The following is a 13,031-nucleotide window of genomic DNA, read 5'->3' on the forward strand; positions in this document are numbered from 1 at the left end:
TTAAATGAAATAAAAAAGAATAATGTTTCAGTATTTTTAGCAGAACAAAATGTTAGACAGGGTTTAAAAGTTATAGATAGAGGTTATGTTTTAGAAAATGGTAGTATAGAAATGGAAGCTGATGTTGATACTCTTGCTGAAGATGAACATATTAAAAAAGCATATCTTGGAATATAATAATTCTAATAATATAGTAGATAAACACCTTCCTTAAATTTTGGAAGGTGTTTTTTTGTTTAAGAATAGTTAAAATAGAGAAGTCTAGTTAAATTATTACTTGCAACTTATCTGAAAAAAATGTAAAATATAAGTAGTAAGATAGAGATTTTTAAAATTAAAGGAGGCAATAATATGATTAGTGAAAAATTAGAAAATGCGATTAATGATCAGATCAATGCTGAACTATATTCTGCTTATCTTTATCAGGCAATGGCAGCTTATTTTGAAGCAAAGAGTTTAGAAGGATTTGCAAATTGGATGGACGTTCAGGCTCAGGAAGAAATGACACATGCCAGAAAATTCTATGATTATTTAAATGAAAGAGGAGGAAGAGTACTTTTAGATTCTATAGAAGCTCCAAAAGCTGAATGGGAAACTCCAATTGAAGCATTTAAAGATGCATATGAACATGAACAAAAAGTTACTAAAATGATAAATGATTTAGTAGATTTAGCTATAGAAGAAAACGATCACGCAACAAACTCATTTTTACAGTGGTTTGTAGATGAACAGGTAGAAGAAGAAGCTTCTGCTGAAGAAATTATAGATAAATTAGAAATGATCGGAGACTCAGGTCATGGATTGTATATGTATGATAGTAAATTAGCAGAAAGAGTTTTTGTTGATGAAACTGCAGAAGATGAAGAATAAACATTAATAACATAAGCACTGTGGATTAAAAATTATTTACCACAGTGCTTAAATTTCTTTATTATGATATTGAGAAATTAATATAAACGAAGATTTGTTTCAGGAGGACTTTTATGTTTAATATACCAAATTTTTTGACATTAATAAGGCTTTTTTTAATTCCATTTTATATATATTTATTTTTGATTGGCAATTATATTTTTAGTGGTATACTTTTTATTATAGCAACATCTACTGATTTATTAGATGGCTATATTGCTAGAAAATATTCAATGGAAACTGAAATTGGGAAACTTTTAGACCCAATAGCTGATAAACTTACTGTGATTAGTATTTTATCTATGCTAATTTATCTTGATATTATTCCTAGATTTATAGCGATTATTTTGTTAATAAGAGAATCTACTATATTTTTAAGTACCTCAATTGCATATATACTTGGTAAGAATTTTGTTAATCCTTCAATATTGGGAAAAATGTCGATTGCTTTTCTCTATGCAGGATTAGCTGCTAGGTTATTTGAATTTAATATTTTATCTAACTATATTTTATATTTAGCATTACCTTTAAATATAATTTCAGGTATAGCTTATTTTGTTAATGCAATAAAAAATAATTAATAATTATTTTAACTTGAAAAGGAAATTATAAAAATTTATAGAAGTATATATATAGAGCTAAAGATTAATAGATTGTTATTTATTTTTGATCTAGGAGGGTTTTTATGAGTATTTTAATAGAAAATATTGATGAAATTTATACAGCTGATAATGATAATAAAGTCATAAAAAATGGTTATATAATAATAAATAATGGAATAATTGAAAAAATAAATAAAATGAAAGAAATACAACAGGAAAACAAAAAACAATTTGATAAAATAATAGATGCAGAAGACAAAGTAGCTATTCCTGGATTAATAAATACTCATACACATTCTTCCATGACTTTACTTAGAGGATATGCTGATGATTTACCATTGAAAGAATGGTTAGAAACAAAAATATGGCCTTTTGAAAGTAGATTAAGAAAAGATGATTTTTATTGGGGTACAAAATTAGCAATATTGGAAATGATAAAAACAGGAACAACAACTTTTTCTGATATGTATTTTTCTATGGATGAAATCGCAAAAGCAGTAAAAGAAACTGGTATAAGAGCTGTATTGAGCGAAGGCCTAATAGAAGAGAATGATGGAGAAAAAGGACTTCAAAATTCAATTAGATTTGCTAAAGAATGGAATAATAAAGCTAATGGTAGAATAAAAACTATGTTGGCCCCTCATTCTCCTTACACATGTTCTCGAGAATATTTAAAAAGGATTGTAAATAAAGCAGATGAAATTGGAGTGCCTATTCATACTCATCTTGCTGAAACTGAAAATGAAGTTAAAATAACTAAAGAAAAATATGGTAAAAGTCCAACAAAGTTTTTAGAAGATGTTAATTTCTTTTCTGTTCCTATTTTAGCTGCACATTGTATTTATCTTGATGAATCTGATATGGAAATTCTTGCTGAAAATAATGTAGGAGTGGCTCATAATCCTCTGAGTAATATGAAGTTAGGTAGTGGAATAGCTAATATTACTAAATTGATTGATAAAGGAATTAATATAGGTCTTGGTACTGATGGGGTTGCAAGTAATAATAACCTTGATCTTTTTGAAGAAGCTAAAATTGCTGCTTATCTTCAAAAAGTTGATAAAAAAGACCCTTCTTTAATAAATACTAATGATTTATTAAAAATGTTAACAATTAATGGTGCAAAAGTGCTGGGTATTGATAATTTAGGCAAATTAAAAGAAAAGTATATTGCTGATTTAGTTCTTTTAGATATCAATAAGAGTTCATATTTTTATCCTCATCATAATAATTTATCCAATATATTTTATTCTTCTAATTCAAATAGTGTAAATACAGTAATTATTGATGGTAAGGTTGTTTTGGAAGATGGTAATTTATTGACTATGGAAGAAAACAAAGTTTTTCAGGAAGTAGAGAGAAGAGCAAGTGAATTAGTTTAATATAGTTTTGTAAGTCCCCTGTTTTATTAAGTTTTATATATTTATATGATTAGATTTTAATTTAGAAATTCAAATCTAATAAAAGAAAGGAGAGGGGATTATGCAAAAGATATACTGTCAAAAATGCGGTTCAGAAATATTGAGGAAAAATATATTAGGTATTGGCCATTTCAATAAAAATATTGGTGAATATAAAGGTAGATCTTTTGTTGCTTTTAAATGCCCTGTCTGTGAAAAGATTCGATACCAATTTTTAGATAATAAATTACCAGATCCAAAAGATACATTAATAGAAGGTAAGTTAGAAAACAATGAAAAAAAGAAACAATTATTGACTACAAAAAAAATAGATATTGATCAGGTTATATCATTTTATGAGGAGTTAAAAAAAATAAATAAAGTTGATGAATTACTAAAATTAATAGATTAAAAAATCAAATATTAAGTATTTTTCGAGCCTGCTTTAAGCAGGCTCGATTTACCGGATTATTTATTGATTTTAAAAATCAAAGTTGTTTATTAATGCTTAAATATAATATTTTAGTTAATATGTAAAAGAGAGGTGTTTGGAATGAAAAAAAGTTTTAGTGTTTTAATAGCAACTATTTCAGCTATTTTGATTGCTTTTTTAATTTTAGTTTTCGCTGGATCAAAAATTTATACTGATCTTTTATGGTTTAAAAATCTAGGTTATCTTCAAAGTTATTTAATTATGTTACTTTCAAATTATGGACTAAGAATTGCAATTGGTATCATATTTACAGTATTTATCTTTAGTAATCTACTATTTACTAAAAAACCATTTTTAGAATTTGCTAGAGTAAATACTAATGTAGATAAAGGAGATAATGTTGAATCATTATTTTCTGGTGAAGATAATGGTTTTATGAAATGGCTAAATAATAAAAGATTAACCTACACATATTTTTTAATTAGTGTTATTTTAGGTTTTTTATTTAGTTCTATAAGTCAGGATTTATGGAAAATGGTATTAAAATATTTTAATCAAACTCCATTTAATACAACTGATCCTATCTTTGGAAAAGATATTGCATTTTATGTTTTTAGTTTGCCTTTTTTAAGTTTTGTTAAAGAAATGGGTATGGTTTTAGTTATTTTGACAATCATCGTTGTTGGGATAATATACATTTTGGCTTCTGGAATTAATGGGATAAAAGATTTAGGTGTTAAATTATCTACTAGAGCTAAATCTCATATAACAATTCTAATTGCAGCCTTTTTATTTCTTAAGGCCTGGGATTACAGATTGGGAATGTATAATTTGTTATATTCTCCTAGAGGATTAGTTTTTGGAGCAGGTTTTACTGATATAAATGCTAATTTAATTGGTTTGCGAATTTTGTTTTATATTGCATTAGCAATTGGTGTTTTAGTATTATTTAGTTTATTTAGAAAAAATTACAAAACTATTATTTATGGAGTTGGAATTTGGCTAATAGCATCAATAATTTTTGGTACTGCTTATCCTGCTTTTGTTCAACAATTTAGAGTTGAACCTAATGAAATACAACTCGAAAAACAATATATTAGTCATAATATTGATATGACTTTAAAAGCTTATGGGCTGGATAAAATAGATAACAGAGATTTTGAAGTGAAAAATAATTTAAACCAAGATAATTTCTATGAAAACGAAGAAGTTATTTCTAATATAAGACTCTGGGATCCTCGTCCTTTAAAATCTACTTACAGTCAATTACAGGAATTACGACAATATTATGAATTTGCTAATATGGATACAGATCGTTATACTATTGATGGTGATTATAAACAGGTTATGCTTTCTGTTCGTGAATTAAATCAAAATAATTTATCAGGACAGGCTCAAACCTGGATTAATCAAACTTTAAAATATACTCATGGGTATGGAGTTGCTATGAGTCCTGTAAATAGAGTTACTCCACAGGGTTTACCTGAATTTTATATTCAGGATATACCTCCTAAAACTGAAACAGATATTAATTTAGAAAATGCTTCTATTTATTATGGAGAAAGAACAAATAACTATGTAATTGCAAATAATAATTCTCAGGAATTTCATTATCCTCAGGGAGATAACAATGTTTATATTTCTTATGATGGTAATGGAGGTGTAAAATTAAGTAGTTTCTTTAGAAAATCTATTTATGCTATTAAGCACAGTAATTTAAAATTTCTTCTAAATAGTGATATTCATGAAGAAAGTCAAATTATGTATTATAGAAATATTAAAGAAAGAGTAAGAAAAGTAGCACCATTTTTAAAATTTGATAGTGATCCTTACCCTGTAATTCATGAAGGAAGAATTTTCTGGATTCAGGATGCTTATACTACATCTCAAAATTATCCATATTCAAAACCAATGAGTGATTCTACTAATTATATAAGAAACTCTATAAAAATTGTAGTAGATGCTTATAATGGTGATGTAAATTTATATATAGTTGATGAAACTGATCCTATTGCTCAAACTTATAAAAAGATTTTCCCAGAATTATTTATTTCTGGAAATGAATTGCCAGATAATTTAAGAGCACATTTACGTTATCCAAAGGATTTATTTTCTATTCAATCTGAATTATATAGTACCTATCACATGGAAGATCCAGTAGTATTTTATAATAAAGAAGATCTCTGGAATATTCCAAGTGAAAATTTTGCTGGTAATACAATAAAAGTTGAACCATATTATATAATGAGTAAATTACCTGGTAATAATAAAGAAGAATTTATTTTAATGCGTCCTTTTACTCCAGCTAACAAGAATAATATGGTTGCCTGGATGGCTGGTCGAATGGATGGAGATAATTATGGTGATTTAGTTGTATATAATTTCCCTAAAGATCAATTAACTTATGGTCCTAATCAAATTGAATCAAGAATTGATCAGGATTCAGATATTTCTCAATTGTTAACACTTTGGAGTCAGCGTGGATCAAGTGTAATAAGAGGTAATCTTTTAGTTATTCCAGTACAAAATTCAATACTATATGTTGAACCAATTTATTTACAGGCAGAACAGAGTGAATTACCTGAATTAAAAAGAGTAGTAGTATCTTATGATGGAGATATTGTTATGAGAGATAATCTTGAATTAGCTTTTGCAGAATTATTTGGACTGGATGTAGAAGAAGAGCAACAGGTTGAAAGTACTCTTCCTGGAACAGAGATGTCTACAAGAGATATGAAAACTTTAATTAGTGATGCTATTCAGAAATATAATGAAGCCCTGGAGGAACAAAAATCAGGTAACTGGGGTGAATATGGAAATAAAATAAATGAATTAAAAGATATTTTGGAGCAATTAGAAGAGCAGAGTAATTTAGAATCATCTAATGAAAATAATAGCTCTGGAAACAATTAATATGATATAGACTTATAAATTAAATTTGATAGCTCAGATCTTTAAATATAGGTCTGGGCTATTTTTATCTAATTTAACTAAATAATTAATAAATTATGAAGAGGTAATAAAGATGATAAATAAAAGTATAATAATAGATAAAGCAAAAGAAATAGGTTTTGATTTAGTAGGATTTACTACTGCTGAACCTTTTACTAATATTAAAAATATATTATTAAAAAGAAAAGAAAAAAATGAATTGTCACCTTTTATTAATGACGATTTAGAGTTATTAACTAATCCGCAAAAACATTTAAAAAATGCAAAATCTATAATTTCACTTGCTATGTCCTATGGTAACAGTAATACTAGAAAAAAAAGTTTAAATTATTCAATAAGTAATTATACTTTAGGTAAAGATTATCATCTTATTTTTGATAAAAAATTAAATATTTTAGATAAATTTTTAAAAGATAATTCAAAAAATATTAAAACCAAATCATATGTTGATACTGGTCCAATTTTAGATAGAGCTATTGCTGAAAGAGCAGGATTAGGTTGGATTGGTAAAAATAACAGTTTAATTACTAAAAAATATGGATCATATGTATTTTTAGGAGAAATAATAACTAATTTAGATTTTACTCCTGATAGAAAAATTGAAAAAAAATGTGCTTCCTGTCAAAAATGTATAGAAATATGTCCTGGGAATGCTTTAGTTGATCAATTTCATATTAATCCTAATAATTGTATTGGGTATTTAACTCAAAAAAAAGGAATTATTCCAGTTGAAGAACGAAAAAAAATAGGAGATAATTTGTGGGGTTGTGATAAATGCCAGGAAATATGTCCTTATAATAAAAATATATTAACAGATATTCACAATGAATTTGAGATAAAATTAAATGAAGATTTAAAAACAATTTTAAACTTTTCCAAAAATAATTTTCCAGCTAAGTGGAAAAATTCTGCCTTAAGCTGGCGTGGTATTAGAATATTAATCCGAAATGCTCTTATTGTTATAGCTAATTCTAATCTTAAAAAATATATTAAAGAAGTAAAAACATTATTTGGACATTCTTCTTCAGTTATTAGAGCTTATGCATATTGGACATATAGTGAAATTTCTGATGACTATAATAAAATAATAGAAAATCAACTACAAAAGGAAAAATCTCCTGAAGCTAAAGAGGAATTAACCAAAATATTATATCAGAGGTGAAAATATGATTAATATAACTCTAAATGGAAATAATTATGAAATAAGTAATCCAATTACTATTAAAGAACTTTTGGATGAATATAAAATTGAAGGCTACAAAATAGCTGTTGCTGCTATTGAAGATGGTGAAATATTGAGATTAAATAAAAATATAAAAGAGGATAAAAATATAAAAATTATTACAAGAGCTCAAGAAATGGGAAATAGAATATATAGAAGAAGTTTATTTATGTTACTTGCTAAAGCTGTATATGATGTTGATCCAGAATGCAAATTATCTATTGAACATTCTTTATCTAATGGTATTTATTGTGAATTGAAAAAAGGTTGTCCTTTAAATCAATTTGAAGTTAAAAAAATAAAAAGTAAAATGGATGAATATGTAAAAAAAGATTTTAAAATAAAAAAACATCATTTTAGTAAAAATGAAGTTAAAAAAATTTATGAGAAACAGGATTTTCAAGAGCGGCTAAAAAATCTTGAATATTTAGAAAAGGAAAAATTTGTATTATATGAAATTGATGGTTATTATGATTATTTTTATCATGAAATGGTTCCTTCTACTTCTTATTTAGAATTATTTGATCTACATTATAGACTACCAGGTTTTATTTTGATGTATCCTAGACCGGAAAATCCTGAAGTAGTTCCTGAATTTATAAATCAACCGAAATTGGCAAATGTATTTTTAGAATATGAACGATTAGGAGATATATTGAATGTTGCCACTGCAAGTGAATTAAATAAAAAAATAATTGAAGAAGATTATAATGAGTTAATTAGAATTGCTGAAGGGCTTCATGAAAAGAAAATAGCTCAAATAGCAGATGAAATAAATAATAATATAAATAATAAAAAAATTATTTTGATTGCTGGTCCATCATCATCAGGAAAAACTACTTTTTCTCATAGATTGGGTACACAACTCAAAATTAATGGACTTAATCCTATTACAATATCAACTGATAATTATTTTGTTGACAGAGAAAATACCCCTCTTGATGAAAATGGAAATTATGATTTTGAAGCATTAGAGGCAATAGATCTTGAATTATTTAATAATCATTTATTAAAACTTTTACAGGGAGAAGAAGTAGAGATACCAAATTTTAATTTTGAAAAAGGAGAAAGAGAATTTAATGGAGATTATATAAAATTAGATAAAAGACAACCTATTTTAATTGAAGGTATACATGGATTAAATGATAAGTTAACTACAGTAATTCCTCAAAATCATAAATATAAAATTTATGTAAGTGCATTAACACAATTGAATTTAGATAGCCATAATCGTTTTCCAACTTCTGATATTAGATTATTAAGGAGAATTGTTAGAGATAGTCTTTATAGAGGACATTCAGCCAGTGATACAATTAGATGGTGGCCTAATGTAAGAAAAGGTGAAGAAAATAATATTTTTCCTTACCAAGGAAATGCAGATGTAATGTTCAATTCTGCATTGATTTATGAAATGGGAATTTTGAAAAAATATGCTTATAATCTTTTAAATGAAATTGAAAAAGATGATGATGGGTATCTTGAAGCTCAGAGATTAATAGAAATTCTAGAGTATTTTAAAGTTATCCCTGAGCCAGATATACCAAGTACTTCTATTATAAAAGAATTTATAGGTGGTAGTGCATTTAGAGAGAATTAATAGAATAAACTTTTTGTAATTCATTATTAATATCAAGCCAATTATCCACCCTTTTTATATTTTCAATTAGTTCTTTATTCAAATTATGATATTTATTGATTAAAAGTACTTTTATATTTTTGCTGGCTATATCAAAGGCATTATCAAAATTATCTTCAATAAAGAGTTCTATATTTTTTTTGACAGCCAGTGGAGCTTTTGGTTCATCATGAGTTAAACTGTGATAAGGAATAGAATGTTTTTTCAACCAATTTTCTGTTATTTCTCTATATTCTTTGTGACGGGCTGTTATTAAATGTATCTCAAAATTATTTTTATATAATTTTGAAATTGTTTTAATTGCTTCAGGATATGCTTTTACACTTGAATAAATATCAGAAATTTTTTCATTAATGAATTCATTCATTTCTCGTTCAGATAAACCATATGCTTCCATAAAATCATAAACATTTTTTTCTCTTGTTAAATCTTGTGAAAAATGGTTACACAAAGCATTATGCCAAATATTATCATTAGCCGAACCTTCATTTGTTATTACACCATCAATATCAATACCTAATATTTTGTTCATTTTTATACCTCCTATGCTAGCAAAATTATATTAACATTTTTTAATTGATATGTCCAGAAAGGAGATCGTAAATGCAAAAAAACATAAAAAAAATTATAGATATTTTTGAAGCGAAATATCCTGATCCAGAAAGTGCCTTAAATTATAATAATGAATTTGAGTTATTAGTAGCAACAATTTTATCTGCTCAAACTACTGATAAACAGGTAAATAAAGTAACATCTAATTTATTTGATAAATATAATAGTCCTGATGATTTTGCTTCTTTAGAGCCTGAGGAACTTGAAGAAGAAATAAAATCAATTGGACTTTATAGAAACAAAAGTAAATATATTGTTAAAACATCGAAAAAATTAATAGAAGATTATAAGGGCCAGGTACCTGATACTAGAAAACAGTTGACTGATTTATCTGGGGTAGGCAGAAAAACTGCTAATGTTGTTTTATCCTGTGGTTTTACAAAAGATGCTTTTCCAGTTGATACTCATGTTTTTAGATTAGCGAATAGAATTGGATTAGTTAAGTCTGATAAAGTCCGTGAAGTTGAAGAGGGATTAATGGAGGTAATTCCTAAAGAATATTGGTCTAAAATGCATCATTGGTTAATTTTTCATGGTAGAGAAGTTTGTAAATCACAGAATCCTAGATGTGAAGAATGTAAAATTAAAAACTTTTGTAATTATTATCAAAATAACTTTTGATTTTGTTGAATATTTTTCTATAAAATGATAAATTATATTAAAAGCTTTTAGGAGGAGATTTTATGTTTAAAAAAACAATTTATTTTTTAGCTATGTTGATTTTGGTTTTTACTTTGACAATAAGTGTTTCTGCAAATGAATTGACTGATGGAATAAATGAATATCAAAATGGTAATTATAAGAGTGCGATTAATTATTTAGAAGATTATGCAGCTTCTAAAAAAGATGATTTTAGAGTTCATTATTATTTAGGTTTATCTTATCTTAAATTAGAAGAGTATGATGAAGCAGCCGACTCTTTTGAAATCGCCTATGATTTGAATAATAATCATTATAAAATCATGATAAATTTAGGAAGAGCAAATTATCATTTAAATAATTATGAAACAGCAGAAGAAATATTAAATAAAGCAAAAAACAAAGAAAATATTGATGAACAGGTCTTTAATTTACTTGGATTAATTCAAATGGATAGAAATAATTATAATCAAGCAATTGATAGTTTTAATAAAGCATTAGAATATAATACAAATAACTATTATATATACAATAATTTAGGATATAGTTATTTATTACAGGGAAAATATAACGAGGCAAAAGATTCTCTAGAAAAAGCTGTGGCATTAGATCCTGTAGTACCATATATATATAATAATTTAGGTATAGCTTATGAAAATTTAGGAAATTTAGATAAAGCTTATGAGAGTTATAAAAAAGCTTTAGAAATTGATTCTGAATATAAAAAAGCAAAAGACAATCTTAATAGAATTGAACAAAAATTATAATTTAAAGGAGGAAAAATCAATGGCTGAAAAAGGAAGAGTGTTTTTAGAAAGATTACCTAAAGATGGAGATTTAGAAGAGGAAATTACAAAATTTATTAAAAAAAATAATATTGAAAAAGGAATTGTTAAAGCTATTGGAGCTGTATCAGAGGCTAAAATAGGCTATTATAATCAGGAAGAAGAGGAATATGAATATACTAAATTAAATCAACATTTAGAAATTGTTAGTTTATTAGGAAATATTTCTATTCTTGATGGTGAGCCAATGGTTCATGCTCATATTGCTTTAGCAGATGATGAAGGCAAAACTTATGGTGGACATTTAGCTGAAGGTACTAAAATTTTTGCCACAGAACTTTATGTTGAAGAAATAAAAGGTGAAAAAAAGATAAGAACTAAAGATAAAGAAACTAATTTAACTCTTTGGTAAAATATATTCAACCACTCCCTTTATTTTATTTGGGAGTGGTTTGAAATTTGGAGAGGAATGATATTATGAAAAAAATATTTGTTTTAGATACTAATGTTTTATTAATGGATCCCAGAGCTATTTTTTCCTTTGAAGAACATGATGTAGTTATACCTCTTCCAGTAGTTGAAGAAATTGATGATCAAAAATCTAAAAATACTGATATCGGTTATAATGCTAGAGAAACTTCTAGACTTTTAGATAATTTAAGAGAAAAAGGTAATCTAAGTAAAGGAGTGGAATTGGAAGAAGGTGGTAGTCTTAGAATTGTTATAAATGGAAAAGATTTAATACTACCTAAAGGTTTAAGTTCAACAAAAATGGACAATCGAATTATATCAACTGCTATTCATTTACAGCGTGATAATCCAAATAGAGAAGTTATTTTAGTATCTAATGATATTAATTTAAGAATAATTGCTGATGCTTTTGAAATAAAAGCTGAAGAGCATAAAGCTGATAGAATTGATGAAGAAAATTTAATTACTGGTTTTTTAGATATTAATGTAAGTAAAAATTTAATTGACAAATTTTATAATGATAATGAATTAAAAAGAAAAGAATTTGATGCAAATGAAGAGATAGAATTAACCTATAATGACTTTATACAATTATCAGCTAATGATGGTACATCTACTGCTTTAGGTAGATATGATGGTGAGAAAATTGTGTCTTTAATATTTTCTAAAGCACATCCATCTGGAATTACTCCATTAAATCGAGAACAAAAATTTGCTTTTGAGTTATTATTAAATGATGAAATACAATTAGTCACAATTTCCGGTAAGGCTGGTACAGGTAAAACTTTACTTGCCCTTGCAGCTGGATTATCAAAAGTAGTAAATGAAGGTAAATATAAGAGATTATTAGTTGCTAGACCAGTGATTCCTATGGGGAAAGATATGGGATATTTACCAGGTTCTATAGAAGAAAAACTACAACCCTGGATGCAACCAATTTATGACAATTTGGAATTTATTTTAAGTCAAAACAAAAATTCTGATTATACTTATGATCAATTGATTGAAGAAGACCTTATGCAGTTAGAAGCTTTAACTTATATAAGAGGAAGATCAGTTCCAGATCAATTTATTATTGTTGATGAAGCTCAAAATCTTTCTCAACATGAAGTGAAAACTATAGTTACTAGAGCAGGTAAAGGTTCTAAGATAATTTTTACTGGTGATCCTTACCAAATAGATAATCCATATTTGAATCTTTATAAAAATGGGTTAACTTATTTAGCTCACAAATTTCATAATCAAGAAATTGCAGGTCATATAATGCTTCAAAAAGGGGAACGTTCTCCATTGGCTAAAATTGCAAGTGATTTACTATAATAATATGAATTAAGGGAGGTAAAAATGAAAGATAAAACTATTATATTTTT

General features: G+C 26.2%; 12 protein-coding genes. 11 read left to right on the plus strand and 1 reads right to left on the minus strand.

Annotation, left to right across the window (positions count from 1 at the left end):
- Nucleotides 1-351: 351 nt before the first annotated feature.
- The 7 genes from VJ881_06810 to VJ881_06840 all read left to right on the plus strand — a co-directional run bounded on the left by VJ881_06810 (nt 352) and on the right by VJ881_06840 (nt 9,115).
- The gene (locus VJ881_06810; protein ID HKL75761.1) at nt 352-870 is read left to right on the plus strand and encodes a ferritin; all 519 of its coding nucleotides are present in this window, start codon (nt 352-354) and stop codon (nt 868-870) included.
- Nucleotides 871-983: 113 nt separating this feature from the next.
- The gene (locus VJ881_06815; GenBank protein ID HKL75762.1) at nt 984-1,490 is read left to right on the plus strand and encodes a CDP-alcohol phosphatidyltransferase family protein; all 507 of its coding nucleotides are present in this window, start codon (nt 984-986) and stop codon (nt 1,488-1,490) included.
- Nucleotides 1,491-1,594: 104 nt separating this feature from the next.
- Nucleotides 1,595-2,893 (plus strand): amidohydrolase family protein, encoded by a 1,299-nt coding sequence (locus VJ881_06820; GenBank protein ID HKL75763.1) that lies wholly within the window; start codon nt 1,595-1,597, stop codon nt 2,891-2,893.
- A gap of 100 nt (nt 2,894-2,993) precedes the next feature.
- A complete protein-coding gene (locus VJ881_06825) occupies nt 2,994-3,323 on the plus strand; it encodes a hypothetical protein (protein HKL75764.1) in 330 nt (109 codons plus the stop codon).
- 141 nt (nt 3,324-3,464) lie between these two features.
- Nucleotides 3,465-6,257, plus strand: a complete 2,793-nt coding sequence (locus tag VJ881_06830; protein ID HKL75765.1) for a UPF0182 family protein — start codon at nt 3,465-3,467, stop codon at nt 6,255-6,257.
- 112 nt (nt 6,258-6,369) lie between these two features.
- The gene (gene queG, locus VJ881_06835; protein HKL75766.1) at nt 6,370-7,458 is read left to right on the plus strand and encodes a tRNA epoxyqueuosine(34) reductase QueG; all 1,089 of its coding nucleotides are present in this window, start codon (nt 6,370-6,372) and stop codon (nt 7,456-7,458) included.
- 4 nt (nt 7,459-7,462) lie between these two features.
- The gene (locus VJ881_06840; GenBank protein ID HKL75767.1) at nt 7,463-9,115 is read left to right on the plus strand and encodes a nucleoside kinase; all 1,653 of its coding nucleotides are present in this window, start codon (nt 7,463-7,465) and stop codon (nt 9,113-9,115) included.
- On the opposite strand, the gene VJ881_06845 is transcribed toward VJ881_06840, so the two are convergent.
- Entirely contained in the window at nt 9,102-9,686 is a 585-nt protein-coding gene (locus VJ881_06845; GenBank protein HKL75768.1) for a hypothetical protein, read from the minus strand. The two genes, VJ881_06840 and VJ881_06845, sit on opposite strands and share 14 nt — an antisense overlap.
- A gap of 71 nt (nt 9,687-9,757) precedes the next feature.
- Here VJ881_06845 and nth point away from each other — a divergent pair, with 71 nt between their 5' ends.
- The 4 genes from nth (at nt 9,758) to VJ881_06865 (ending at nt 12,981) form a co-directional block, all read left to right on the plus strand.
- A complete protein-coding gene (gene nth, locus VJ881_06850) occupies nt 9,758-10,387 on the plus strand; it encodes an endonuclease III (protein HKL75769.1) in 630 nt (209 codons plus the stop codon).
- A 62-nt stretch (nt 10,388-10,449) separates the two neighbouring features.
- Nucleotides 10,450-11,172 carry a tetratricopeptide repeat protein gene (locus tag VJ881_06855; protein ID HKL75770.1) on the plus strand — a complete coding sequence of 241 codons (723 nt, stop codon included), beginning with the start codon at nt 10,450-10,452 and terminating at the stop codon, nt 11,170-11,172.
- 19 nt (nt 11,173-11,191) lie between these two features.
- Entirely contained in the window at nt 11,192-11,602 is a 411-nt protein-coding gene (locus VJ881_06860) for a PPC domain-containing DNA-binding protein (GenBank protein ID HKL75771.1), read from the plus strand.
- Between the two features lie 65 nt (nt 11,603-11,667).
- Nucleotides 11,668-12,981 (plus strand): PhoH family protein, encoded by a 1,314-nt coding sequence (locus tag VJ881_06865; protein ID HKL75772.1) that lies wholly within the window; start codon nt 11,668-11,670, stop codon nt 12,979-12,981.
- Nucleotides 12,982-13,031 lie beyond the last annotated feature (50 nt).

The sequence above is a fragment of the Halanaerobiales bacterium genome (genome assembly GCA_035270125.1).
GTDB lineage: Bacteria > Bacillota > Halanaerobiia > Halanaerobiales > DATFIM01 > DATFIM01.

Bases quoted from the DNA above. Each gene is read 5' to 3' on its own strand.
- VJ881_06810 (HKL75761.1), top strand. From the start codon at position 352: ATGATTAGTGAAAAATTAGAAAATGCGATTAATGATCAGATCAATGCT.
- VJ881_06815 (HKL75762.1), top strand. From the start codon at position 984: ATGTTTAATATACCAAATTTTTTGACATTAATAAGGCTTTTTTTAATT.
- VJ881_06820 (HKL75763.1), top strand. From the start codon at position 1,595: ATGAGTATTTTAATAGAAAATATTGATGAAATTTATACAGCTGATAAT.
- VJ881_06825 (HKL75764.1), top strand. From the start codon at position 2,994: ATGCAAAAGATATACTGTCAAAAATGCGGTTCAGAAATATTGAGGAAA.
- VJ881_06830 (HKL75765.1), top strand. From the start codon at position 3,465: ATGAAAAAAAGTTTTAGTGTTTTAATAGCAACTATTTCAGCTATTTTG.
- queG (HKL75766.1), top strand. From the start codon at position 6,370: ATGATAAATAAAAGTATAATAATAGATAAAGCAAAAGAAATAGGTTTT.
- VJ881_06840 (HKL75767.1), top strand. From the start codon at position 7,463: ATGATTAATATAACTCTAAATGGAAATAATTATGAAATAAGTAATCCA.
- VJ881_06845 (HKL75768.1), bottom strand. From the start codon at position 9,686: ATGAACAAAATATTAGGTATTGATATTGATGGTGTAATAACAAATGAA.
- nth (HKL75769.1), top strand. From the start codon at position 9,758: ATGCAAAAAAACATAAAAAAAATTATAGATATTTTTGAAGCGAAATAT.
- VJ881_06855 (HKL75770.1), top strand. From the start codon at position 10,450: ATGTTTAAAAAAACAATTTATTTTTTAGCTATGTTGATTTTGGTTTTT.
- VJ881_06860 (HKL75771.1), top strand. From the start codon at position 11,192: ATGGCTGAAAAAGGAAGAGTGTTTTTAGAAAGATTACCTAAAGATGGA.
- VJ881_06865 (HKL75772.1), top strand. From the start codon at position 11,668: ATGAAAAAAATATTTGTTTTAGATACTAATGTTTTATTAATGGATCCC.